Annotated in this window: 24 protein-coding genes and 1 other annotated feature; of the genes, 22 read left to right on the top strand and 2 right to left on the bottom strand. The window is 44.5% G+C overall.

Going from position 1 to position 25,342, the window contains the following annotated elements; translation table 11 throughout:
• Window positions 1–64 precede the first annotated feature (64 nt).
• The 14 genes from DWZ93_RS04470 (at window position 65) to DWZ93_RS14935 (ending at window position 16,722) form a co-directional block, all read left to right on the top strand.
• The gene (locus DWZ93_RS04470) at window positions 65–1,390 is read left to right on the top strand and encodes a DUF1015 domain-containing protein (protein WP_243061114.1); all 1,326 of its coding nucleotides are present in this window, start codon (window positions 65–67) and stop codon (window positions 1,388–1,390) included.
• A gap of 167 nt (window positions 1,391–1,557) precedes the next feature.
• A complete protein-coding gene (gene rpmG / locus DWZ93_RS04475) occupies window positions 1,558–1,707 on the top strand; it encodes a 50S ribosomal protein L33 (RefSeq protein ID WP_118384167.1) in 150 nt (49 codons plus the stop codon).
• A 27-nt stretch (window positions 1,708–1,734) separates the two neighbouring features.
• On the top strand, window positions 1,735–1,929 hold the full coding sequence (gene secE / locus DWZ93_RS04480) for a preprotein translocase subunit SecE (RefSeq protein ID WP_118384166.1): 195 nt from the start codon (window positions 1,735–1,737) through the stop codon (window positions 1,927–1,929).
• Between the two features lie 31 nt (window positions 1,930–1,960).
• Window positions 1,961–2,476 (top strand): transcription termination/antitermination protein NusG, encoded by a 516-nt coding sequence (nusG, locus tag DWZ93_RS04485; protein ID WP_118384165.1) that lies wholly within the window; start codon window positions 1,961–1,963, stop codon window positions 2,474–2,476.
• Window positions 2,477–2,564: 88 nt separating this feature from the next.
• On the top strand, window positions 2,565–2,990 hold the full coding sequence (gene rplK / locus DWZ93_RS04490) for a 50S ribosomal protein L11 (RefSeq protein WP_118384164.1): 426 nt from the start codon (window positions 2,565–2,567) through the stop codon (window positions 2,988–2,990).
• Window positions 2,991–3,070: 80 nt separating this feature from the next.
• Entirely contained in the window at window positions 3,071–3,763 is a 693-nt protein-coding gene (rplA, locus tag DWZ93_RS04495; RefSeq protein ID WP_118384163.1) for a 50S ribosomal protein L1, read from the top strand.
• 304 nt (window positions 3,764–4,067) lie between these two features.
• Complete coding sequence (locus tag DWZ93_RS04500; RefSeq protein ID WP_158574284.1) at window positions 4,068–5,093, top strand: YARHG domain-containing protein; 1,026 nt, start codon at window positions 4,068–4,070, stop codon at window positions 5,091–5,093.
• Window positions 5,094–5,109: 16 nt separating this feature from the next.
• The gene (locus DWZ93_RS14695) at window positions 5,110–6,663 is read left to right on the top strand and encodes an N-acetylmuramoyl-L-alanine amidase (RefSeq protein WP_158574279.1); all 1,554 of its coding nucleotides are present in this window, start codon (window positions 5,110–5,112) and stop codon (window positions 6,661–6,663) included.
• 34 nt (window positions 6,664–6,697) lie between these two features.
• Window positions 6,698–7,330: a zinc-ribbon domain-containing protein gene (locus DWZ93_RS04510; RefSeq protein WP_118452096.1), complete on the top strand. Its 633-nt coding sequence runs from the start codon at window positions 6,698–6,700 to the stop codon at window positions 7,328–7,330.
• 26 nt (window positions 7,331–7,356) lie between these two features.
• Window positions 7,357–7,499, top strand: a sequence feature (ribosomal protein L10 leader region).
• Window positions 7,500–7,540: 41 nt separating this feature from the next.
• A complete protein-coding gene (gene rplJ / locus DWZ93_RS04515; protein ID WP_118452097.1) occupies window positions 7,541–8,098 on the top strand; it encodes a 50S ribosomal protein L10 in 558 nt (185 codons plus the stop codon).
• 120 nt (window positions 8,099–8,218) lie between these two features.
• Window positions 8,219–8,593 (top strand): 50S ribosomal protein L7/L12, encoded by a 375-nt coding sequence (rplL, locus tag DWZ93_RS04520; RefSeq protein WP_118384157.1) that lies wholly within the window; start codon window positions 8,219–8,221, stop codon window positions 8,591–8,593.
• A gap of 262 nt (window positions 8,594–8,855) precedes the next feature.
• The gene (gene rpoB, locus DWZ93_RS04525; RefSeq protein ID WP_118452098.1) at window positions 8,856–12,716 is read left to right on the top strand and encodes a DNA-directed RNA polymerase subunit beta; all 3,861 of its coding nucleotides are present in this window, start codon (window positions 8,856–8,858) and stop codon (window positions 12,714–12,716) included.
• A 14-nt stretch (window positions 12,717–12,730) separates the two neighbouring features.
• Window positions 12,731–16,351, top strand: a complete 3,621-nt coding sequence (gene rpoC / locus DWZ93_RS04530; protein ID WP_118452099.1) for a DNA-directed RNA polymerase subunit beta' — start codon at window positions 12,731–12,733, stop codon at window positions 16,349–16,351.
• Between the two features lie 11 nt (window positions 16,352–16,362).
• A complete protein-coding gene (locus DWZ93_RS14935) occupies window positions 16,363–16,722 on the top strand; it encodes a helix-turn-helix transcriptional regulator (protein ID WP_243007126.1) in 360 nt (119 codons plus the stop codon).
• Between the two features lie 44 nt (window positions 16,723–16,766).
• Here the strand turns inward: DWZ93_RS14935 and DWZ93_RS15205 are convergent, their stop codons facing one another.
• Window positions 16,767–16,961, bottom strand: a complete 195-nt coding sequence (locus tag DWZ93_RS15205; protein WP_118452100.1) for a hypothetical protein — start codon at window positions 16,959–16,961, stop codon at window positions 16,767–16,769.
• A gap of 72 nt (window positions 16,962–17,033) precedes the next feature.
• On the opposite strand from DWZ93_RS15205, the gene DWZ93_RS04545 reads away from it, so the two are divergent.
• The 6 genes from DWZ93_RS04545 to tuf all read left to right on the top strand — a co-directional run bounded on the left by DWZ93_RS04545 (window position 17,034) and on the right by tuf (window position 23,008).
• Window positions 17,034–17,609 (top strand): HD domain-containing protein, encoded by a 576-nt coding sequence (locus DWZ93_RS04545; RefSeq protein WP_118384153.1) that lies wholly within the window; start codon window positions 17,034–17,036, stop codon window positions 17,607–17,609.
• Between the two features lie 13 nt (window positions 17,610–17,622).
• Window positions 17,623–18,102: a VanZ family protein gene (locus DWZ93_RS04550; protein ID WP_158574280.1), complete on the top strand. Its 480-nt coding sequence runs from the start codon at window positions 17,623–17,625 to the stop codon at window positions 18,100–18,102.
• A 321-nt stretch (window positions 18,103–18,423) separates the two neighbouring features.
• Entirely contained in the window at window positions 18,424–18,843 is a 420-nt protein-coding gene (gene rpsL, locus DWZ93_RS04555; protein ID WP_118384151.1) for a 30S ribosomal protein S12, read from the top strand.
• A gap of 223 nt (window positions 18,844–19,066) precedes the next feature.
• Entirely contained in the window at window positions 19,067–19,537 is a 471-nt protein-coding gene (rpsG, locus tag DWZ93_RS04560) for a 30S ribosomal protein S7 (RefSeq protein ID WP_199665892.1), read from the top strand.
• A gap of 15 nt (window positions 19,538–19,552) precedes the next feature.
• Entirely contained in the window at window positions 19,553–21,673 is a 2,121-nt protein-coding gene (fusA, locus tag DWZ93_RS04565) for an elongation factor G (RefSeq protein WP_118452103.1), read from the top strand.
• A gap of 141 nt (window positions 21,674–21,814) precedes the next feature.
• On the top strand, window positions 21,815–23,008 hold the full coding sequence (tuf, locus tag DWZ93_RS04570; protein WP_118384149.1) for an elongation factor Tu: 1,194 nt from the start codon (window positions 21,815–21,817) through the stop codon (window positions 23,006–23,008).
• Window positions 23,009–23,266: 258 nt separating this feature from the next.
• Here the strand turns inward: tuf and DWZ93_RS04575 are convergent, their stop codons facing one another.
• The gene (locus tag DWZ93_RS04575; protein ID WP_008790928.1) at window positions 23,267–23,749 is read right to left on the bottom strand and encodes a helix-turn-helix domain-containing protein; all 483 of its coding nucleotides are present in this window, start codon (window positions 23,747–23,749) and stop codon (window positions 23,267–23,269) included.
• A gap of 232 nt (window positions 23,750–23,981) precedes the next feature.
• Here DWZ93_RS04575 and DWZ93_RS04580 point away from each other — a divergent pair, with 232 nt between their 5' ends.
• Both DWZ93_RS04580 and DWZ93_RS04585 read left to right on the top strand, forming a co-directional pair.
• Window positions 23,982–24,176 carry a hypothetical protein gene (locus DWZ93_RS04580; RefSeq protein WP_004850599.1) on the top strand — a complete coding sequence of 65 codons (195 nt, stop codon included), beginning with the start codon at window positions 23,982–23,984 and terminating at the stop codon, window positions 24,174–24,176.
• A gap of 11 nt (window positions 24,177–24,187) precedes the next feature.
• Window positions 24,188–25,279, top strand: a complete 1,092-nt coding sequence (locus DWZ93_RS04585) for a site-specific integrase (RefSeq protein WP_118452104.1) — start codon at window positions 24,188–24,190, stop codon at window positions 25,277–25,279.
• Window positions 25,280–25,342 lie beyond the last annotated feature (63 nt).

Consider the following 25,342-nt stretch of genomic DNA (forward strand, 5'->3'; position numbering starts at 1 on the left):
CCAGAGCATATAATAGAAACACGGTCTGGTCAAAAGAGACCATACGTGGAAGGATGAACAGTATATGGAATTGCAGAAGAATAATACATCACCAGAGAATGGGATGGATCATACATCATATCTGCCGGAGGCATCACTGCGTCCGGCAGATATTTTACTGCCAGACATGAATGTAGATATGAAAAAATGGGCGGTGATCGCATGTGATCAGTTTACCGCACAGCCGGAGTATTGGAAGCGGGTGGAAGATTACGTGCAGGATGCACCGTCTATGCTGCGGCTTATTTATCCGGAGATATATTTGAATACAGATGACAGACAGGCATACACCGATCGCATTGCCGCGATTCAGAATGAGATGTCTGCATATCTGAAAGACGAAGTCTTAAAGGAACGCGTACATCAGGGCTACGTACTGACGGTGCGGCAGACTTCTGTGGGAGAACGGATTGGTCTGGTGGCAGAATTGGATTTGGAAAAATATGACTATCATGTGGGAACCGATGCACCGGTGCGTGCCACGGAAGCTACAGTGAAAGAACGAATTCCGGTACGTGTGGGTATCCGTGAAGGCGCATCGCTGGAAAGTCCTCACGTAATGGTGCTGATGGATGATCCGAAGAAGGAGCTTTTGGAAGCATTATATGAAGAACGTATGAGTTTTGAGAAGCTGTACGATACGGAGCTGATGGAAGATGGTGGTCATGTGACCGGATATGCGGTGACAGGAGTGTATGCGGAACGTGTATCCGCGAGATTGCAGCAGATGGAAGCGGCGTGTCCGGGAATTTTCCTTGCGGTTGGAGATGGCAATCATTCGCTTGCTTCGGCAAAGACGTGCTGGGAGAATGCGAAAAAGGATTTGACGGAAGAAGAACAGACGGATCATCCGATGCGTTATGCGCTGGTGGAAGCTGTGAATCTGTACAGTCCGTCATTGCTGTTTTATCCGATCCACAGAGTGTTGTATAACTGTGATGATAATACGCTGGCAAATGGCTTTGCGGAATATCTGAAAAAGCAGGATATGAGACTTGCGCAGACAGATGATGATGCGCAGGCGGATGTGACATTTTTATATAAGGAAAATAAATCTTCCTATAAGATTGGAAACCGGGCTGGTCACTTGCCGGTGGAGCTTCTTCAGAAATATCTGGATGAATATTTGAAAGAGTATCCGGAGCAGGAACTGGACTATGTACATAGTGAGGCGGCGGCAGAGCATATTGCAAAAGATGGAAGAGGATGTGCAATGATCCTTGGAGCTTTTGACAAGAGTTCGCTTTTTGACGCGATTGAAGCAGGAGGCGTGTTGCCGAGAAAGACATTTTCCATTGGCGAAGATATCCAGAAGCGTTATTATATGGAATGCAGAAAGCTCACAAAATAAATAGCTGTTTTGCGACAGAGCAGGGAGAAAAGGCTTGACTTCCGTCCGAATACTGTGCTATAGTATTCTAGCGATGGAAGTAGGTCTTTTTTTTATGCCTAATTTTAGGTAGCCTCGCAAGCTACCGGTAACACGTAAAAATGTAAATACGAAGCGAGGTGGAAGTTGTGCGTACAAGAATTACTTTAGAGTGTACAGAATGCAAGCAGCGTAACTACAACATGACTAAGGATAAGAAAGCTCATCCGGAACGCATGGAGACTAAGAAGTACTGTAAGTTCTGCAAATCACACACAATGCACAAAGAAACGAAATAAGTCGTTCTGAAAAGGAGTGTGAATGTCATGAGTAAGAAAGAAGCTCAGAAGAAAAGCTGGTTCAAAGGTCTGAAAGCGGAATTCCGCAAGATCATCTGGCCGGACAAAGAGACACTTGCAAAACAGACAGCGGCAGTCGTTTCTGTATCCGTTGTATTGGGAGCGATCATTGCAGTGATTGATTTCCTGGTGCAGAACGGAGTGGATTTATTGGTAAGATAACTGATAAACTGCATGCAAGAAAGGTGATTTTATGTCAGAAGCAAAATGGTACGTGGTTCATACCTATTCCGGGTATGAGAACAAGGTAAAGGCTAACATTGACAAGACCATCGAGAACAGACATCTGGAAGATGAGATTCTGGAAGTCAGAGTTCCGATGCAGGATGTAGTCGAGATGAAGAACGGAGTTCCGAAGACTGCACAGAAGAAGATGTTTCCCGGCTATGTTCTGATCCACATGATCATGAACGACGATACTTGGTATGTAGTACGTAACACAAGAGGTGTTACAGGATTCGTAGGTCCTGGATCCAAACCGGTTCCGCTTACGGATGTTGAGATGGCCGGACTTGGAATCAAGCGCGAGAATATCGAGTCTGATTACGAGATCGGAGATACCATTCAGGTTATTGCCGGAGCATGGGCAGACACAGTTGGCGTTGTCCAGTCTATGAATCTGCAGAAGCAGAGTCTGACCATCAATGTAGAGCTTTTTGGCCGCGAGACGCCAGTAGAATTAAGTTTCGCAGAAATTAAGAAGATGTAGTACGTTTTTCACAGCTGGCTGTGGAAATCAAGATTAAAATCAGTGGGAGGGGTATTTACCCCGGCATTACCACAAGGAGGTAATTAAAATGGCAAAAAAAGTAACAGGTTATATCAAATTACAGATTCCTGCAGGTAAGGCAACACCGGCTCCTCCGGTAGGACCTGCACTTGGACAGCATGGTGTTAACATTGTAGAATTTACAAAGCAGTTCAATGCTAAAACAGCAGATCAGGGAGATCTGATCATTCCTGTAGTAATCACAGTTTACAATGACAGAAGCTTTAGTTTCATCACAAAGACACCACCGGCAGCAGTTCTTATTAAGAAAGCCTGCAACATCAAATCTGGTTCAGGCGTGCCGAACAAGACTAAGGTAGCAACAATCACTAAGGCTCAGGTTCAGGAAATCGCAGAGCTGAAGATGCCAGACCTTAACGCAGCAAGCGTTGAGAGCGCTATGAGCATGATCGAAGGTACATGCCGTTCTATGGGTGTTACCGTTACTGAATAATCTGAGAATAACTGAGTGAAATTGATGATATAACGCAGTGGGAGGGTTATCCCGACATTACCACAAGGAGGTATTTTTAAATGAAACACGGAAAGAAATATATCGAAGCTGCCAAGAATATCGAGAGAGGTAATCTTTACGGAAAAGAAGAGGCTATCGCTCTGGTAAAGAAGACAGCAGTTGCCAAATTTGATGAGACCATCGAGGCTCATATCAGAACCGGATGTGACGGACGTCACGCTGATCAGCAGATTCGTGGAGCAGTTGTACTGCCACACGGAACTGGTAAGAAAGTTCGTATCCTGGTATTTGCTAAGGATGCTAAGGCTGAAGAAGCTAAAGCAGCTGGTGCTGATTACGTAGGAGGAATGGAATTGATCGAGAAGATCCAGAAAGAAAACTGGTTCGATTTCGACGTAGTAGTAGCTACACCGGATATGATGGGCGTTGTTGGACGTATCGGTCGTGTACTTGGACCTAAGGGACTTATGCCAAACCCGAAGGCTGGTACAGTAACAATGGATGTTACTAAGGCTGTTAACGATATCAAAGCTGGTAAGATCGAGTACAGACTTGACAAGACTAATATCGTACACGTTCCGATCGGAAAGGCTTCTTTCTCTGAGGAACAGCTTGCAGACAACTTCCAGACGCTTATTGATGCACTTAATAAAGCCAGACCGGCAGCAGTTAAGGGTCAGTACCTTAAGAGTGTGACACTTACTTCTACTATGGGACCTGGAGTAAAGATTAACCCGGCTAAGCTGGTTTAATCCACACAGCATCGAAATACAGAAAATCACCGTCGATTGACGGTGATTTTTTTACTTTACAGGAAATTGCTTTCCTGTAAAGTAAAAAACGCTCCGCGAGGATGCGCACTGCGGCGGATGAGGTAGATGTCGCAAGCGACCGCCGCAGGCGCGAGAATGTGCCAAGGCACATTCTTTGTTCCTTATGGCTCTGAACATATATGACATTGAGATAAACACTGCGGTATGCTATACTGAATCTAAGATGTCTGCTGAAGACGGAAAAAGTCGGGCCGGGTGTGATCTGGCGAGGAGGATAAAAGATATGAGGAATGATGAGAAGAATACATATTCTGATGATGGTAAGGTGTTTTGCCAACAGTGCGGCGCGAAGATTGATGAGAATGATGTGCATTGTCCGAACTGCGGCGCATTTCAGGGGGAGCGCTATGTGGAGATGCCGGATGATCCTGCAGATGCACCGGTTTACAAGAAAAAAGGCGGCAGCATTCCGCTGATCATTGGAATTATATTGATCAGTCTGCTGATTGTGGGCGGTGGCGGTTATCTGCTTTACAGTCAGGTGCTTGCACCATCGAAGGAAGCCTCCAAAGATTTGGAAGAGCTTGATGAAAAAGAAGAAAAGACAGTAGATGCTGATGAAGTGGATCTGGATAAGGTGGATATTAATGCTACCGAAAACAGTTATTGTACACTGGCCGGAAATGTTAAGAAGGCATCGAATGGCTCAGAGATTCTGAGCTGGGGAGATGGACTGACTGTGTATGCACTGGATTCTGACGGGGATAAGGTGCTGGTAGAAGATGTGAGCAGTGTATATGTGGATGATGCAAAATTACAGACAGGTCTGCTTGCGGCACTGGCGGCTAACGAGAAAGTGAAGATCGGTGGCGATCTGAGCGTGCACGGCGATAAGCTTTATCTAGAAGCGAATAAGGTAATGAATGAAGATGGCGTAGAGCTGGTGCTTGAAAAAGGTAAGACGGAGACCATTACAGAAGAGAAAGAAGCGGTGGAGGAAACTGCAGGTGATGCGGGTGGCTATGTATTGCCGCAGAGCAGCAGCAGACTGCTTACAGATGCTGATGTGGCAGGGTTGAGTTTGCAACAGATCAATTATGCAAAGAATGAGATCTATGCACGCCATGGAAGGCTGTTTGATTCTCGGGAACTGCAGAACTATTTTAATTCCCAGAGCTGGTATTCGGGAACGATCGCACCGGCAAATTTCAGCGAGTCGTTACTCTCTGATGTGGAGAAGAAAAATGTTACATTCCTGAAGAATCTGGAGTTCAGCATTTCTCCAAATGGATATCAGTTAGATCAGTAAATGGATCAGGTGCATTATGAGAAAAGTGCGTATAGTAAGCGCTATGCTGGTTATTATTTTGGGTGTGACCGGGTGTGGCAGAATTTCGAAACTGACAGATAAGAAATCAGAACAAGAAAAAGTGCGTGTGATTCAAAACGAAAAGCCTGAGAAGAATGAACAGACGGAAGCTCCGGAACCGGAAGAAAAAGAAAAGAAGTTACTTGTGGCAATCGATCCCGGACATCAGGCGTGGGATGTAGATATGAGCGCAAAGGAGCCCAACGCTCCGGGGTCTGCTGAGATGAAAGCGAAAGCAAGTACAGGTACTTCAGGGAAATATACCGGCATCCCGGAGTACGAGCTTTGTCTGGATGTGTCATTACAGCTTCGCGATGCGTTGCGGGAAGCGGGCTATGATGTGATCATGACCAGAGAGGACAATGAAACTGCAATTAGTAATTCGGAACGAGCCATACTTGCTAATGACGCAGGCGCGGATGTTGCGATTCGAATTCATGCCAACGGCAGTGAAGATGCGTCTGTGAATGGGGCGCTGGCACTGATTGCATCTCAGACGAATCCGAATACATCATCGCTTTACGGTGACAGCAGGGAGCTGGCAGAAGATGTGCTGGGGTCCTATTGTGCGAATACCGGGATGCAGAATCTTGGTATTCAGGAAAATGATACAATGACCGGTCTTAACTGGAGTGAAGTTCCTGTGATGATTCTGGAAATGGGATTCATGACGAATGAACAGGATGACCGTAATATGGAAGATGCGGATTACCGGAATAAGATGGTGGAAGGTATAGTCCGTGGTGTTGAGCAGTATTATGAATCACATCGAACTTCGGATGCGGATGAGCTTGATGAGCTGAGTACAGAACTTGCGGGCGAGATTCAGGAGCGTCAGGCACAGGGCGAATCCTGGGGCGTATATGTAGAAAAAATCGCTGATGGAAGCTATGCGTTGGCGGGGGATGGCAGACAGGAAGCGGCGAGCCTGATCAAATTGTTTGTTGCCGGAACTGTATATGAACAGCAGGATAATCTGGCTGGACAGGAAAACTATACCGGAGAGACAGAAGCACTTGTGCGGAGTATGATCCGTGTCAGTGATAATGATGCGGCGAATACGTTAGTGAGAAGATTGGGATCCGGTGATGCTGCGGCCGGTATGCAGAAAGTGAATGACTATTGCGCGGAACATGGATACTCGGATACTCATATGGGAAGGCTGCTTTTGGATTTTAATGCGTCAGATGATAATTACACCTCGCCAAAGGATTGCGTGAAGTTTTTAGAGTTGATCGAGAACAATGAGATCGCCGGTGCATCACAGATCCTTGCCTATATGAAAGAACAGGAACGTCGGGGCAAGATTCCGGCAGGGCTTCCGGAAGGAACAATGTGCGCGAATAAAACAGGTGAACTGGAAGATGCAGAACATGATGCAGCAATTGTAAGTACGGACAAAGGTGATTATGCGATCTGCGTGATGAGCAGTGGATTGAATGATACGGCTGCCGCACGTGGCAAAATTGTGGAAATATCTGGTCTGGTATATCAATCTATGATAAACTAGACGCATAGTATCTAATATAAAGGAGGAACCAAAGATGAAGATATGTAAGAACTGTGGGGCGGAGATACAGGATGGAGCTGCATTCTGCACACATTGTGGTACAAAAGTGGAAGAACAGAGAGTAGAAGAACAGAGAGTGGAACCTGAGAAAACAGAACAGGCAGCACAACCGGTAGAACCTGAACAGACATCTGGTCAGTCGCAGGCTGAAAGTCAGAATGCCGGAGCGCAGAATGTAAATTATGGGCAGAATCCAAATTATGGTCAGTCACAGAATTATGGACAACAGGGTGGGTATCAGCCGAATTATACACCGTATGACCCGTATGACCACACATCGGAATTTACAGCAAAAGACATTTCTGATAATAAGGTGATCGCGATGCTGGTATATCTGATGGGAACAATTGGAATCATCGTTGCACTGCTGGCAAGTAAGGATTCGCCGTATCTGTCATTCCATGTAAGACAGGCACTGAAATTCACGGTGCTCGAAGTGCTTACCGGAATTATAACACTGCTTCTGTTCTGGACATTTATTGTGCCGATCGCAGCGGGTATCTTTGGGATTGTATTGTATGTGTGCAAGATCATTGCGTTCTTCTCTATCTGCAAAGGCAATGCAAAAGAACCATATGTAGTAAGAAGCTTTAATTTCTTAAAATAAGTATTGACAGCATTAGAAAAGTATGCTAATCTACTAAAAGACTGCCGAAGACAGTAGGTGTCCGCAAGGACGTAAGCGTGATGCGCGCCTACCGAGGAAGAATAGATTAGTACGTCATGTATGAATTTCAACCTCTGTGTCTTTGACACGGAGGTTTTTTATATCTATCGGCGGTGTATAAACCAAAATCTATAAGGAGGTGCACCATTCGTGGCAAAAGTTGAATTGAAACAGCCAGTCGTACAGGCTATCGTAAATGACATCGAAGGCGCTCAGTCAATCGTCCTGGTTGATTACCGTGGACTGACAGTTGCAGAAGATACAGCTCTTCGTAAACAGCTGAGAGAAGCTGGAGTAGTTTACAAAGTTTGTAAGAACACAATGATGAAAAGAGCTTTTGAAGGAACAGATTTTGCTCAGTTAGATGAGTATCTGGACGGACCGAATGCTATTGCAATTTCTAAAGATGATGCAACAGCTCCGGCAAGAATCCTTGCTAAGTTTGCAAAAGATGCAAAGGCTCTTGAATTAAAAGCAGGTGTGGTAGAAGGACAGAAGTATGATGCAGCAGCATTGACAGAATTTGCAAAGATCCCTTCAAGAGAAGAACTGCTTTCAAGATTACTTGGAAGTATGCAGTCTCCGATCACAAACCTGGCACGCGTTCTCAACCAGATCGCAGAAAAAGGTGGAGCAGCAGAATGCACACCGGCTACAGAAGAAGCTCCTGCAGAGGCAGCAGCAGAGACTCCGGCTACAGAGGAGTAAGAAGTATGAGGAAGTCTTGTGTGACTTCGGAATACAAAGTTCTTTGTGCCTGACAGCGTAGGCATGAAGGATGTCATTTAATCATGAAAGATCAAAATTAAGAATATGGAGGAAAATGAAATGGCAAAGTTGACAACAGCTGAGTTTATTGATGCTATCAAAGAGTTATCAGTATTAGAGTTAAATGATTTAGTAAAAGCATGTGAAGAAGAATTTGGTGTTTCTGCAGCAGCAGGTGTTGTTGTAGCAGCAGCAGGTGGAGATGCAGCAGCAGCTGAAGAGAAAGATGAGTTTGATGTAGAGCTTACAGCAGCAGGTGCTTCTAAGGTTAAGGTTATCAAGGTTGTTCGTGAGATCACAGGTCTTGGACTGAAAGAAGCTAAGGCAGTTGTAGATGGCGCACCTAAGGTTGTTAAAGAGGGCGTTTCTAAGGCTGAGGCTGAGGAAATCAAAGCTAAACTGGAAGCTGAGGGAGCAGAAGTTAACCTTAAATAATTCCAACAGGCGAATTGAATTCAGTAATCAAAGCACCGTACAGGTATTGCACCTGTATGGTGCTTTTAAATTTCTTCAAAAAATATGAAACTATGTGTTGACAATATTAAGTGTGTCGTGATATAGTAGAAAATGCGCAATTGTGGAAAGTTGTGCCACTAAAATGCGCCTAAAATTAGCTTGACAAGCTAATCTGTCGTTGAAACTGCAAGATTTCAGGCAAATTGATGCCACAAAATATTAAACGAGGAGTGAATGTCAAATGGAGAAAAACAGAATTCGTCCTATTAAGAGTGGAAGAAGTTCCCGCATGAGCTATTCCCGCCAAAAAGAAGTACTTCAGATGCCGAATCTGATCGAAGTCCAGAAGGATTCCTACAAATGGTTTCTGGATGAAGGATTAAATGAGGTGTTTGATGATATTTCTCCTATTACAGATTACAGCGGAAAGCTTAGTCTGGAATTCGTGGATTTTACCCTGTGTGAGAAGGATGTGAAGTACTCAATCGATGAGTGCAAGGAGCGTGACGCAACATATGCCGCACCTTTGAAGGTAAAGGTAAGACTTCACAATAAAGAAACAGATGAAATTAATGAACATGAGATCTTTATGGGCGATCTGCCGTTGATGACTGCTACGGGTACGTTCGTGATTAATGGAGCAGAACGTGTTATCGTAAGTCAGCTTGTACGTTCTCCTGGCATTTATTATGCAATTGCTCATGATAAACTTGGAAAGAAACTGTATTCTTCAACTGTTATCCCGAACCGTGGGGCATGGCTGGAGTATGAGACGGATTCTAATGATATCTTTTACGTGCGTGTAGACCGCACACGTAAGGTTCCGATCACTGTACTGATCCGTGCACTTGGTATCGGTACTAATCCGGAGATCGTAGAACTCTTTGGTGAAGAGCCTAAGATCCTGGCAAGTTTTGAGAAGGATGCTGCGACCAATTATCAGGAAGGTCTTCTGGAATTATATAAGAAGATCCGTCCGGGCGAGCCGCTGGCAGTAGACAGTGCGGAAAGTCTGATTACCAGCATGTTCTTTGATCCTAGACGTTATGATCTGGCTAAGGTTGGCCGTTACAAATTTAATAAAAAGCTGGCTCTTAAGAACCGTATTTCAGGTCATGTACTGGCTGAGACGGTTGTAAGCCCGCTGACAGGTGAAATCATTGCAGAAGAAGGAACGAAGATTACTAGAGATATAGCAGATCAGATTCAGAATGCGGCTGTTCCGGCTGTATGGCTGGAGAATCCGGAAGAGGAGAGAAAGATCAAAGTTCTCTCTAACATGATGGTTGATCTGGATGCAATCGTAGACGTAGATCCGGCTGAACTGGGCGTGACAGAACAGGTATATTATCCGGTTCTGGCTACAATCCTGGAAGAGACAGCAGGTGATATCGATGAACTCAAGGATGCGATCCACAGAGATATTCACGACCTGATTCCGAAGCATATTACGAAGGAAGATATTCTTGCTTCTATTAACTATAACATCCATCTGGAGTATGGTGTTGGTACGGATGATGATATCGACCACCTGGGTAACCGCCGTATTCGTTCCGTAGGAGAACTTCTGCAGAACCAGTACCGTATCGGTCTGTCCAGACTGGAACGTGTGGTACGTGAGCGTATGACTACACAGGATACAGAAGGCATTTCACCACAGTCTCTGATCAACATTAAGCCTGTAACAGCAGCAGTGAAAGAGTTTTTTGGATCTTCACAGCTGTCACAGTTCATGGATCAGAATAACCCGCTGGGTGAGCTGACTCATAAGAGACGTCTTTCAGCGCTGGGACCTGGTGGTCTGTCAAGAGACCGTGCCGGATTCGAGGTACGAGATGTACACTACTCGCATTATGGAAGAATGTGCCCTATCGAGACACCAGAGGGACCGAACATTGGTCTGATCAACTCTCTTGCATGTTATGCAAGAATTAATGAATATGGATTTATCGAGGCTCCGTATCGTAAGATCAATCACGATGATCCGAAGAACCCGGTTGTCACAGAAGAAGTTGTATATATGACAGCTGACGAAGAGGATAACTACCATGTAGCACAGGCGAACGAGAAGCTGGATGAAGAAGGACATTTTGTTCGTAAGAGCGTATCTGGTCGTTATAGAGAAGAGACTCAGGAGTATGAGCGTACAATGTTTGATTACATGGACGTATCTCCGAGAATGGTATTCTCTGTTGCTACAGCATTGATTCCATTCCTGCAGAATGACGATGCGAACCGTGCGCTGATGGGATCTAACATGCAGCGTCAGGCCGTACCGCTTATGCTGACGGAGGCACCGGTTGTAGGTACTGGTATGGAAGAAAAGTCTGCTGTTGACTCAGGAGTATGTGTGGTTGCTGAGCAGGGCGGTATTGTAGAGCGTTCTACTTCTACAGAGATCACAATCCGTCAGGATGACAAGACTCTTAAGAAATACAAGCTGACCAAGTTCCAGAGAAGTAACCAGAGCAACTGCTACAACCAGAGACCGATCGTATTTAAGGGAGAAAGAGTAGAAGAAGGACAGGTAATCGCTGATGGTCCGTCTACATCACAGGGCGAGATGGCTCTTGGTAAGAACCCACTGATCGGATTTATGACCTGGGAAGGTTACAACTACGAGGATGCCGTTCTGCTTAGTGAGAGACTGGTGCAGGACGATGTATATACATCTATTCATATTGAGGAATATGAAGCAGAAGCGAGAGATACCAAGCTCGGACCTGAGGAAATCACAAGAGATATCCCAGGTGTGGGTGATGACGCTCTGAAGGATCTGGATGAGCGTGGTATTATCCGTATCGGTGCAGAAGTGCGCGCCGGAGATATTCTGGTAGGTAAGGTTACTCCTAAGGGAGAGACAGAGCTTACAGCAGAAGAGAGATTGCTTCGTGCAATCTTTGGTGAGAAGGCACGTGAAGTACGTGACACTTCCCTGAAAGTACCGCACGGAGAATATGGTATTGTTGTAGATGCGAAGGTATTTACAAGAGAGAACGGTGATGAACTGTCTCCTGGAGTAAATCAGTCTGTACGTATCTACATTGCGCAGAAGAGAAAGATTTCTGTTGGTGATAAGATGGCCGGACGTCATGGTAACAAGGGTGTCGTTTCCCGTGTGCTTCCTGTAGAGGATATGCCGTTCCTGCCAAATGGCCGTCCGTTGGACATCGTGCTGAACCCACTGGGTGTGCCTTCACGTATGAATATCGGACAGGTGCTGGAGATTCATCTGTCACTTGCAGCAAAAGCATTAGGATTTAACATCGCGACACCGGTATTTGACGGTGCAGATGAGCATGATATTATGGATACTCTGGAACTTGCAAATGACTATGTAAATCTGGAGTGGGATGAATTCAAGAAGCTTCATGAGGCTGAACTTCTTCCGGAAGTTGTGGATTATCTGTACGAAAACAGAGATCACAGAAAACTGTGGAAGGGTGTACCGCTTTCAAGAGACGGTAAAGTACGCCTTCGTGACGGACGTACCGGTGAGTATTTCGATAGTCCGGTAACAATCGGTCACATGCATTACCTGAAGCTCCATCACCTGGTAGACGACAAGATCCATGCACGTTCTACCGGTCCTTACTCTCTGGTAACACAGCAGCCTCTGGGTGGTAAAGCTCAGTTCGGCGGACAGCGTTTCGGAGAGATGGAGGTATGGGCTCTGGAGGCTTATGGTGCTTCTTACACACTGCAGGAGATCCTGACTGTGAAGTCCGATGATGTAATCGGCCGTGTGAAGACCTACGAGGCAATTATCAAGGGTGAAAATATCCCTGAGCCGGGTATTCCGGAATCCTTCAAGGTACTTCTGAAAGAGTTGCAGTCTCTGGGACTGGATGTACGTGTGCTTCGTGATGACAATACAGAAGTAGAGATCATGGAAACCGTAGATATGGGTGAAACTGATTTCCGCTCACTGATCGAGGGAGATAGAAAGTATCGTCAGGACGAGGAGAATCTGGGCGAACATGGATATACCGCTCAGGAATTCCAGGGTGAAGAACTTGTGGATGTTGAGGAACCGGAGGAGGATGATGACCTCAATGGTGACTTTGAGATTGAATTTGACGAACTGTCTGACGAAGAGTAGAAAGGGGTGCCAGTATGCCAGCAAATAATAATGAACAAACATACCAGCCTATGACTTTTGATGCGATCAAAATCGGGTTGGCATCACCTGAAAAAGTATTAGAGTGGTCAAGAGGCGAAGTTACTAAGCCTGAGACTATTAACTATAGAACACTGAAGCCTGAGAAAGACGGACTTTTCTGCGAGCGCATTTTCGGACCTAGCAAGGACTGGGAATGCCACTGCGGAAAGTACAAGAAAATCCGTTATAAAGGTGTAGTCTGCGACCGATGCGGCGTTGAGGTTACAAAGTCCAGTGTACGTAGAGAGCGTATGGGACACATCGCTCTGGCGGCTCCGGTTTCCCATATCTGGTATTTCAAGGGAATCCCAAGCCGTATGGGACTGATTCTGGATCTGTCTCCGAGAACACTGGAGAAGGTATTGTACTTTGCATCTTACATCGTGCTGGATGCAGGTGATACGAACCTGATGTACAAACAGGTACTTTCTGAGGCTGAGTATCAGGAAGCAAGAGAGAACTGGGGCAATGCATTCCGTGTAGGTATGGGTGCAGAGTCTATCAAAGAACTTCTGGAAGCGATTGATCTGGAAAAAGAATACGCAGAGCTGCAGGCAGGTCTTGAGGGCGCTACCGGACAGAAGCGCGCCAGAATCGTAAAACGTCTGGAAGTGGTAGAAGCATTCCGTGAGTCAGGAAATAAGCCGGAGTGGATGGTGCTGACTAACATCCCGGTTATCCCACCGGATCTTCGACCGATGGTTCAGCTGGATGGTGGACGTTTCGCCACATCTGACCTGAATGATCTGTACAGAAGAATTATTAACAGAAATAACCGTCTGAAGAGACTTCTGGAACTGGGAGCTCCGGACATTATCGTGAGAAACGAAAAGAGAATGCTGCAGGAAGCGGTTGACGCATTAATTGATAATGGTCGTCGTGGCCGTCCGGTTACAGGACCTGGTAACCGTGCACTGAAGTCTCTGTCTGATATGCTGAAAGGTAAGTCAGGACGTTTCCGTCAGAACCTGCTGGGTAAGCGTGTTGACTACTCAGGACGTTCGGTTATCGTAGTAGGACCGGAGCTGAAGATCTATCAGTGTGGTCTGCCGAAAGAGATGGCTATCGAGCTGTTCAAGCCTTTCGTTATGAAAGAACTGGTTCAGAGCGGAGCAGCCCATAATATTAAGAATGCCAAGAAGATGGTAGAGAAGCTTCAGCCAGAGGTGTGGGATGTGCTGGAAGATGTTATCAAAGAACATCCGGTTATGTTGAACCGTGCCCCTACACTGCATAGACTTGGTATTCAGGCGTTTGAGCCTATCCTTGTAGAGGGTAAGGCGATTAAGCTTCATCCGCTGGTTTGTACAGCGTACAACGCGGACTTCGATGGAGACCAGATGGCGGTACATCTTCCGCTGTCAGTGGAAGCACAGGCAGAGTGCCGTTTCCTTCTTTTGTCACCAAATAACCTGCTGAAACCGTCGGATGGTGGTCCGGTAGCGGTACCTTCACAGGATATGGTTCTTGGTATTTACTATCTGACACAGGAGAGACCGGGAGCTGTCGGAGAAGGCAAGTGCTTCAAGAACGTAAATGAAGCAATTCTGGCTTATGAGAACCAGGCAGTTACACTGCATTCACGTATCAAGGTGCGTGTATCTAAGACTATGCCGGACGGAACTGTTAAGACAGGAACGGTAGAGTCTACACTGGGAAGATTTATCTTTAATGAGATTATTCCTCAGGATCTCGGATTTGTTGACCGTGAAGTTGAGGGCAACGAGCTGCTTCTGGAAGTTGACTTCCACGTAGGTAAGAAACAGCTGAAACAGATTCTGGAGAAAGTTATTAATACACATGGATCAACAGCTACAGCAGAAGTACTGGATGCGGTAAAAGCAACCGGATACAAATATTCTACAAGAGCTGCCATGACCGTAGCGATCGCCGATATGACGGTACCGCCGGAGAAGCCGGAAATGATCGCTCAGGCTCAGGAAACTGTAGATAAGATCACGAAGAACTTCAAGCGTGGTCTGATCACAGAGGAAGAACGTTATAAGGAAGTCGTAGAGACATGGAAGACAACCGATGATGCCCTGACTAAGGTTCTGCTGGACGGCCTGGATGCATACAACAACATCTTCATGATGGCTGACTCAGGAGCCCGTGGTTCTGATAAGCAGATCAAACAGCTTGCAGGTATGCGTGGTTTGATGGCTGATACAACCGGACGTACGATCGAGCTCCCTATCAAGTCTAACTTCCGTGAAGGTCTGGACGTACTGGAGTATTTCATGTCAGCGCATGGAGCTCGAAAAGGTATGTCAGATACAGCACTTCGTACTGCCGACTCTGGTTACCTGACCAGACGAATGGTAGACGTTTCCCAGCACGTGATCATCCACGATGTGGATTGTGCTCAGGAAGGCAAGCCGATTCCGGGAATGTATGTAAAAGCATTCATGGATGGAAAAGAAGAAATCGAGAGTCTGCAGGAGCGTATTACAGGACGTTACCTTGCAGAGGACGTAGTAGATAAAGATGGTAACCCAATCGTAAAGGCGAACCACATGGTTACACCGAAACGTGCGGAGAAGATTATGAAATACGGTGTTGATGAAAATGGTGAATCACTCAAGCAGGTGAAGATCCGTACCATCCTGACATGTAAGGCACACAATGGTGTCTGCACGAAGTGTTACGGAGCCAACATGGCAACCGGAGAGCCGGTACAGGTTGGTGAGGCTGTTGGAATCATCGCGGCACAGTCTATCGGTGAGCCTGGTACACAGCTGACCATGCGTACATTCCATAGTGGTGGTGTAGCCGGAGACGATATCACACAGGGTCTTCCTCGTGTCGAAGAGCTTTTTGAGGCAAGAAAGCCAAAGGGACTTGCGATTATCACAGAGTTCGGTGGAGTTGCCACAATCAATGATACGAAGAAGAAACGTGAGATCATCGTTACCAATCAGGAAACAGGTGAGTCTAAGGCTTATCTGATTCCTTATGGATCAAGAATTAAGATCACTGATGGAGCTGTACTGGAAGCCGGTGATGAGCTGACAGAAGGTAGCGTTAACCCACATGATATCCTGAAGATCAAAGGACTTCGTGCTGTGCAGGATTACATGATCCAGGAAGTACAGAGAGTATACCGTCTGCAGGGTGTAGAAATCAACGATAAGCATATCGAGGTGCTGGTTCGTCAGATGCTGAAGAAGATCCGCATCGAGGAAGCAGGAGAATCCGGATTCCTTCCGGGAACAATGGTTGATGTACTTGAGTTTGAGGATAAGAACGAAGAGCTTGCAGCAGAAGGACTTGAGCAGGCAACTGGCGAACAAATCATGCTTGGTATTACTAAGGCATCTCTTGCAACGAACTCATTCCTTTCAGCAGCATCATTCCAGGAGACCACAAAGGTTCTTACTGAAGCAGCTATTAAGGGTAAGGTAGACCATTTGTGTGGTATGAAGGAAAATGTAATTATCGGTAAGCCAATTCCGGCTGGTACCGGTATGAGAAAGTATCGTGATGTCAAACTGAGTACAGAACTCGAGATGAATGACGAGATCACGTTGGATGACGATCTGGTATTTTCAGAAGAAGTGGATGATGTACAATAGGAGCGTAGAACATGAGCAATAAAAATGTTGAACCGGAAAGAGTAAGAAAAGGTCCGATGACCGTAGAGGAAATTAAAGCCATGCGGGCAGCTGAAGGTATGATCGTGGATCTGGAAGACGAAGGTACCAACGTATATGTGATCAAAGCTTACCAGGAGAAGATGAGCGTTGCGGTTGGAAGAATGTATAAGCAGGCCAGAAAGGAAATGGGACTGACTCAGCAGGAAGTCGCAGACGTATCTGGGGTAAAGCGTCCAAATATCGCACGTCTGGAAAGCGGTAAACACAGTCCGACTGTGGATATGCTGAACCGTATTGCGGACAGCATGGGAATGGATATGGAAATCCATCTGATTGAAAGAGAACAATAAATGATATGGAATACTCAGGGGCAGATACTGTCGCTGAGTATTCTTTATATATGATGCCAGGGGCCAAAGGTCTGAATCCACATGAGCTTGCTTGTAAGTGGATGAAAGACCTTGGGACCCGCCCCAATATGAGCATAAAAGTGGGATAGTAATCCCGCGATATGCGAATATTTGGGAGGATTGTGGGAGTGCGAAGCACGAAACAATCCGCAGGCATCAAAAAAACATCTATCAGGCATCAAAAAACATCTATATAGTAAAGATGCCAGGGGCCAAAGGTCTGACAGGCATCTGAATCAGGAGGCAGAATTATGGCAGAGAGAATTACCAGAGAACAGGCACATGATATTTTGATGAAATATATGAAGGGTGAACGCTACATTCAGCACTCTTATGCAGTGGAAGCGATTATGAAAGGACTTGCCAAAAGACTTGCACCGGACGAAGTGGAGTACTGGGGAATTGCAGGACTTTTACATGATCTGGATGAAGAACAGTGTGACTGGCAGCACAATATGTCCGTGCATGGACCGACATCAGTAGAAATCTTGAAAAAAGAAGGAATAGATGATCCGGTTCTTGGGGATGCTATAAAAGCGCACAATCCGAAATGTGGCATGAAAGCTAAGACCAATCTGCAGTATGCACTGCTTGCGGCAGATCCGATGAGCGGGTTTGTTAAGGCAGTTGCACAGATCTATCCGGATAAGAAAATTGCAAGCGTGAAACATAAATCTGTCATGAAACGATTTAATGAACTCCGATTTGCATCTGGTGCCAACAGAGATTATATGGAAGCAATCGAGTTTACCGGGCTCAGTCTGGATGACTTGATTGATGTGGCTCTGGAAGAAATGGGAGCAATCGCAGATGTCCTTGGATTGTAAAGAGAATAAGACATTGTCAAAAATCAGTAAAATCTTACTTCCTGTTCTTGCTTTATGTTGGATGATGGTGATTTTCTGGTTCTCGGCTGCACCGGCACCAGAGTCATCCGAGATGAGTTATACGGTAGGACTACAGATCGGTAAAATAGCAGTGGCGGATTTTGATGCGTGGACTACAGAAGAACAAAATGCTTTTGCAGAAAAAATCGAATATCCAATCCGTAAAATAGCACATGCGACAGAATATGCAATTCTTGGAATGCTCGTATCGGGAACAGTGTATGCATATGGTATCTGTGGAAAGAAGGCAATACGATATGCCTGGATTTGGGCTACATTCTATGCCGCGACCGATGAGTTTCATCAGCTTTTTGTACCTGGAAGAAGCGGGCAGATCCGGGATGTGATACTGGACAGCGCAGGGGCTGCGGTTGGAATCCTGATATTGTGCAGAGTCGGCAGAGTGCGGCAGAGAGTTGCGAGAAAAAAGTAAAACAGCTTTTTATTTACCGGGGTATGTGTTATAATGAAACGTGTAAGAATGATGGGAGTATTTGATAAATATCATTCCTGGAGTATAAATAATCCAAGCCGTGCAGAAGCAGAGTTCTTTTGTACGGCTTTTTATGTATAAAATCGTATAAGATCAGAGCTTGCCTGTTTCGACCTGATTCAAACATTCTTTATAAAAGCCCTTGACATTTACAGATAAACCCACTAAAATATTCAAGTGTGCACAAAAATGCATTGTTTTTTGTGCGCCAAACATTAGATGTTTAACCAGTAACTTATTTTATTGTAGGAGGTGAATGAAATGCCAACATTTAACCAGTTAGTTAGAAAAGGACGTCAGACTTCTGTAAAGAAATCTACAGCTCCGGCACTTCAGAAGGGTTACAACTCTTTAAGAAAGAAAGTAACAGACACATCTGCACCGCAGAAGAGAGGTGTTTGTACAGCTGTTAAGACAGCTACACCTAAGAAGCCTAACTCAGCTCTTAGAAAGATCGCCAGAGTTCGTCTTTCTAACGGAATCGAAGTAACAAGCTATATCCCAGGAGAAGGACACAACCTTCAGGAGCATAGTGTAGTACTGATCCGTGGTGGTCGTGTTAAGGACTTGCCAGGTACAAGATACCATATCGTTCGTGGAACACTTGATACAGCAGGTGTTGCAAAGAGACGTCAGGCTCGTTCTAAATACGGTGCAAAGAGACCAAAAGACGCTAAATAAGATATTTAGACAAGATATCATAAGCGCGTAAGCGCAGACAACTGTTATTCACAAACAGAACTATGATGAAGTAAGTTGCAGGGTAGAAGATATATCTGCAGATAGAACAATGCGTATCTGCAGACATTTTTCTGAAGTATGCCCTGTGCACTACACAGTATCATTAGAACGACACATGTGAGTACCTATGAATTAAATCAATATATTTAAGGAGGGAAGAACCGTGCCACGTAAAGGACATACTCAGAAAAGAGACGTATTAGCGGATCCAATGTACAACAACAAAGTGGTTACAAAGCTTATCAACAACATCATGTTAGATGGTAAGAAGGGCGTAGCTCAGAAGATTGTATACGGTGCATTCGCAAGAGTAGAAGAAAAGACAGGCAAGCCGGCAATCGAAGTATTTGAGGAGGCTATGAACAATATCATGCCAGTACTCGAGGTTAAAGCAAGACGTATCGGTGGTGCAACATACCAGGTACCGATCGAGGTAAGAGCAGACAGAAGACAGGCACTTGCACTTCGTTGGCTGACCATGTTCTCACGCAAGAGAGGCGAGAAGACCATGGAAGAGAGACTTGCAAACGAAATTATGGATGCTATGAACAACACAGGCGCATCTGTAAAGAAAAAAGAAGATATGCACAAGATGGCAGAAGCAAACAAGGCGTTTGCTCACTATCGTTTCTAATTTTAGGAGGCAATAATGGCTGGAAGAGAATATCCATTGGAGAGAACCAGGAATATCGGTATTATGGCGCATATTGACGCTGGTAAGACTACACTTACAGAGCGTATTCTTTACTATACCGGTGTAAATTATAAAATTGGTGATACTCATGAAGGTACTGCTACCATGGACTGGATGGAACAGGAGCAGGAAAGAGGTATCACTATCACATCAGCCGCTACCACATGTCACTGGACTCTGCAGGAAAACTGCAAGCCAAAGGCAGGTGCTAAGGAGCATCGTATCAACATCATCGATACTCCGGGACACGTTGACTTTACTGTAGAGGTAGAGCGTTCACTTCGTGTACTGGACGGCGCTGTTGGTGTGTTCTGTGCTAAGGGTGGTGTTGAGCCACAGTCAGAAAACGTATGGCGTCAGGCTGACACATACAATGTACCTAGAATGGCATTCATCAATAAGATGGATATCCTGGGTGCTGATTTCTACAATGCAGTAGACCAGATCAGAACAAGACTTGGTAAGAACGCTATTGTTCTTCAGTTGCCAATCGGTAAAGAAGATGATTTCCAGGGAATCATTGACCTGATGGAAATGAAAGCTTACATCTACAATGATGATAAGGGTGATGATATTTCTATCACAGATATCCCGGCTGATATGGCTGATGATGCTGAACTGTATCGTTCAGAACTCGTAGAGAAGATCTGCGAACTGGATGACGAACTTATGATGATGTATCTGGAAGACGAAATTCCGGAAGTAGACCAGCTTAAGGCAGTTCTTCGTAAAGCTACATGTGAGTGTACAGCAGTACCAGTTTGCTGCGGTAGTGCTTACAGAAATAAAGGTGTTCAGAAACTTCTGGATGCTATTCTTGAGTACATGCCAGCTCCTACAGATATCCCATCTATCAAGGGAACTGATATGGATGGTAATGAAGTTGAGAGACATTCATCTGATGATGAGCCGTTCTCAGCTCTGGCATTCAAGATCATGGCTGACCCATTCGTTGGTAAGCTTGCATTCTTCCGAGTATATTCAGGAACTATGAACTCAGGTTCTTATGTATATAACTCAACAAAAGATAAAAAAGAGCGTGTAGGACGTATCCTTCAGATGCACGCTAACAAACGTCAGGAACTGGATAAAGTATATTCAGGAGATATCGCAGCTGCAGTTGGATTTAAGATCACTACAACAGGTGATACAATCTGTGACGAGCAGCATCCGGTAATCCTTGAGTCTATGGAATTCCCAGAGCCGGTTATCGAGCTGGCTATCGAGCCTAAGACTAAGGCTTCTCAGGGTAAACTTGGTGAGTCTCTTGCTAAACTGGCAGAAGAAGATCCGACATTCCGTGCTCATACAGATCACGAGACAGGTCAGACAATCATCGCTGGTATGGGTGAGCTCCACCTGGAAATCATCGTAGACAGACTTCTGCGTGAGTTCAAGGTAGAGGCTAATGTGGGTGCTCCTCAGGTTGCGTACAAAGAAGCATTTACTAAGGCAGTTGACGTTGACAGCAAATACGCTAAACAGTCAGGTGGACGTGGACAGTACGGACACTGTAAAGTTAAATTTGAGCCTATGGATGCCAACGGTGAAGAACTGTTTAAGTTTGAATCTACTGTTGTCGGTGGTGCTATTCCGAAGGAATATATCCCAGCTGTAGGTGAAGGTATCGAGGAAGCTATGAAGTCTGGTATTCTTGGAGGATTCCCGGTAGTTGGTATTCATGCTAACGTATACGACGGATCTTACCATGAAGTCGATTCAAGTGAAATGGCATTCCATATTGCCGGTTCCCTTGCATTTAAGGATGCTATGAAGAAAGCTGCTCCGGTACTGCTCGAGCCTATCATGAAGGTAGAAGTAACCATGCCTGAAGAGTACATGGGAGATATTATCGGTGATATCAACTCTCGTCGTGGACGTATCGAAGGTATGGATGATCTGGGCGGTGGAAAGATTGTACGTGGATACGTACCGCTTTCAGAAATGTTCGGATACTCTACAGACCTTCGTTCCAGAACACAGGGACGTGGTAACTACTCAATGTTCTTCGAGAAGTATGAGCCGGTTCCGAAGTCAGTTCAGGAGAAGATCTTATCTGGTAAAGAGAGCAAATAATAAAACAGGCGTATTTTGTGCTTAAAAAGTATGGAAAGGGCTTGAAAAACTGGGCATTTTGAAATATAATCAAAATTAGCCGAGTTAACATGAAAAAATAAAAAAGCCTGAGAAGGCAATTGAATAAGGAGGATATTCAAAATGGCAAAAGCTAAATTTGAAAGAACAAAACCACATTGTAATATCGGTACCATCGGCCACGTTGACCATGGTAAAACTACTCTGACAGCAGCAATCACAAAGGTTCTGTCTGAGAGAGTAGAAGGTAATGCAGCTGTAGATTTCGAGAACATCGATAAAGCTCCAGAAGAGAGAGAGCGTGGAATCACTATCTCTACAGCACACGTAGAGTATGAGACAGCTAAGAGACATTACGCACACGTTGACTGCCCAGGACATGCTGACTACGTTAAGAACATGATTACTGGTGCTGCTCAGATGGATGGAGCTATCCTTGTAGTAGCTGCAACTGATGGTGTTATGGCTCAGACTTCAGAGCATATCCTGCTTTCACGTCAGGTAGGTGTTCCTTACATCGTAGTATTCATGAACAAATGTGACATGGTAGACGATGAGGAGCTTCTTGAACTGGTAGAGATGGAAATCCGTGAGAAACTTGACGAGTATGAATTCCCAGGCGATGACACACCAATCATCCAGGGATCAGCTCTTAAAGCTCTTGAGGATCCACACTCAGAGTGGGGCGACAAGATCATGGAACTGATGGATACTGTTGATGAGTACATCCCAGACCCACAGCGTCCTACAGATCAGCCATTCCTTATGCCAATCGAGGACGTATTCACTATCACAGGACGTGGTACTGTTGCAACTGGTAGAGTAGAGCGTGGTACAATCCACCTCAACGAAGAAGTTGAAATCGTTGGTATTAAAGAAGAGATCCAGAAGACAACTGTAACTGGTATCGAGATGTTCCGTAAGCTCCTTGACGAAGGACAGGCTGGTGATAACATCGGTGCTCTGCTTCGTGGTATCAAGAGAGAAGACGTCGAAAGAGGTCAGTGTCTTATTAAACCAGGCAGCGTAACATGCCACAGAAAGTGTACTGGTCAGGTATACGTTCTGACAAAAGACGAAGGTGGACGTCATACTCCATTCTTCAACAACTACCGTCCACAGTTCTACTTCAGAACAACAGACGTAACAGGTGTATGTAACCTTCCAGAAGGTGTTGAAATGTGTATGCCTGGAGATAACGTAGAGATGACAATCGAACTGATTCACCCAGTAGCTATGGAGCAGGGTCTTCGTTTCGCTATCCGTGAAGGTGGACGTACTGTAGGATCAGGACGTGTTGCTACAATCATCGAGTAATTATAACTTGATATAAATTGAGTGTCAGGAGTACACTCTGTGTCCAAACGTAAGATACCCCAGAAACCTTGTGTTTCTGGGGTTTTTCTGTACTCTAAGAAAAGAATTATTCGTAAATTTATCAGATTTGCAATAGCGAAACATTTATCAGCAAGATGAAATACAGATAAATTTATAATTGAAAAATAAGACCAGCGGTGCCAAAACGGTGCCAAAAAGAAACTCCTGCGAATGTTTGCTATTCACAGGAGTAATTTTTTACCAGCCTTTGATCTGTTTGATCTGTTCAGCACGTTCCGGATCACGATGATATTGTAGTTTCAGACGGATAGTTTCCACAACTTCCTGTCTGGATTCATCATCAAGCTGATAGAACGATGTAAGCAGATTATCTACATCAGGCATACTGTTCTTACCGAAAAGGTACATCAGCGGATACATAGAATTTTTTAAGTAAGTCTTTACACGACTTGCGTCTAATGCTCCGTTCAAACCGTCTGGAAGTGTAGGATAAATCTCTTCTTCCTTAATTGTGCCAGAAAATGGACTGGCAGAACATATCTCATTCACATCAATTTGCAATTCATTCGCAAGTCTTAATGCAAAATCAAATCGAATATTGGAATCTTTTTGAATAATTGAATATAAGGTTGTAGCACTGATTCCGGTTGCCTTTGCAATTTTGCGGACATTTGTGCCTTTTTCATCAAGATATTTCTTTAAATTTTTACCGTCACCCATAGAATCCTCCTTTTTCATATATTAGAAAATTACGAAAAACATAAATCTATAAAATATCATAACACAGACGTGGAAAAAAATAAAGAAAAAATAGTGTACGAAGTTCGTAAAAATGTGTTTACGAAATATTGACAACGATAGAAATACATGATATTATCAATTTACGAAAATCGTACAGATATAGAAATACAGTAAACGTATTCTATATCTGGAGAGGAAAGGAGGAGGCAATATGGCAAGTTACAATTATATGATGAGTGCTGATGAAGTGGCACAGGAATTAAACTGCTCAAAATCTCATGCCTATAAACTGGTGAAAGCTATGAATAAAGAATTATCTGCACAGGGATATATTACGATGGCTGGAAGAATACCAAAGGCGTTTTGGGCAAAAAAGATGTATGGCTATGAAATAGCAGGAAATTAGGGAGGATCAATATGGCTTACAGAGAAAAAGACACAAAAAAATGGACAGCCCAGTGGTTTGAGACAAATGTCATGGGTGAGAAGAAAAAACGCAGAAAGCGTGGATTTGAAACAAAGCGAGAAGCATTGGAGTTTGAACGAAGCAAAAAGTTGAGCAATGAGCGAAGTATGGATATGAAGCTGAGCGATTTTATTGAGATTTATTTTTCAGACAAACAAAATGATCTGAAAGATCGAACAATCAAAAATAAAAGATATATGATGCAACAGCATATAGTTCCATATTTTGGAAATCAGATGATGAGTGAGATCAAGGCTTCGCAGATTATTCAGTGGCAGAATGAAATACAGAAGAAAGGATATTCAGATTCTTATTTGAGAATGATACAGAATCAGTTGACCAGCCTGTTTACACATGCAGCTAAAATCTATGATCTGCCGATTAATCCATGCAAGAAAGTGAAACGAATGGGAAATTCAGATTCGAGAAGTTTGAACTTCTGGACACTGGACGAGTACAAACAGTTTATACAGACAATGGAGACGGGAACAAGATATTATCTTATGTTTGAGATGTTGTTCTGGACTGGATGCAGGATCGGGGAGCTGCTTGCGATTACAAAAGCTGATATCAATTTTGAAAAGAATCGGCTTAGTATCAATAAGACTTATTACCGGACAGGAATGCAGGATATTATCACAGAACCGAAAACAAAACAGTCCTTTCGGACAATCGAAATTCCGGAATTTCTGAAAGAGGAAATTAAGGAATTTGTAGATGGTCATTACGGAATGCCGGATACAGAAAGATTATTTCCGGTTGTTCAGGAAGCGGTACAGCATAAGATGAAACGGCAGATTGAGCTGGCAGGAGTGAAGAAAATTCGAGTGCATGATATCAGGCACAGCCATGTGGCTTATCTTATTGAGAAAGGTGTGGAACCGTTATTGATTCGGGACAGATTAGGTCATAAAGATATTCGTATCACATTGAACACTTATGGACATCTTTATCCAAATCAGCAGAGAAAGATTGCAAATCTTCTGGATAATGAAAATGGAAATGCTGTTACCGGATTGGGAGAAGAAAGAGATGAATGTTGAAAAGGCAAAAGAAAAAGCCCAGATAAATAATCTGAGCAAGTTCTCTGATAATCAGATTCACTG

The organism is Dorea sp. AF36-15AT (genome assembly GCF_003477705.1).
Classification (GTDB): Bacteria; Bacillota; Clostridia; order Lachnospirales; family Lachnospiraceae; genus Claveliimonas; species Claveliimonas ammoniilytica.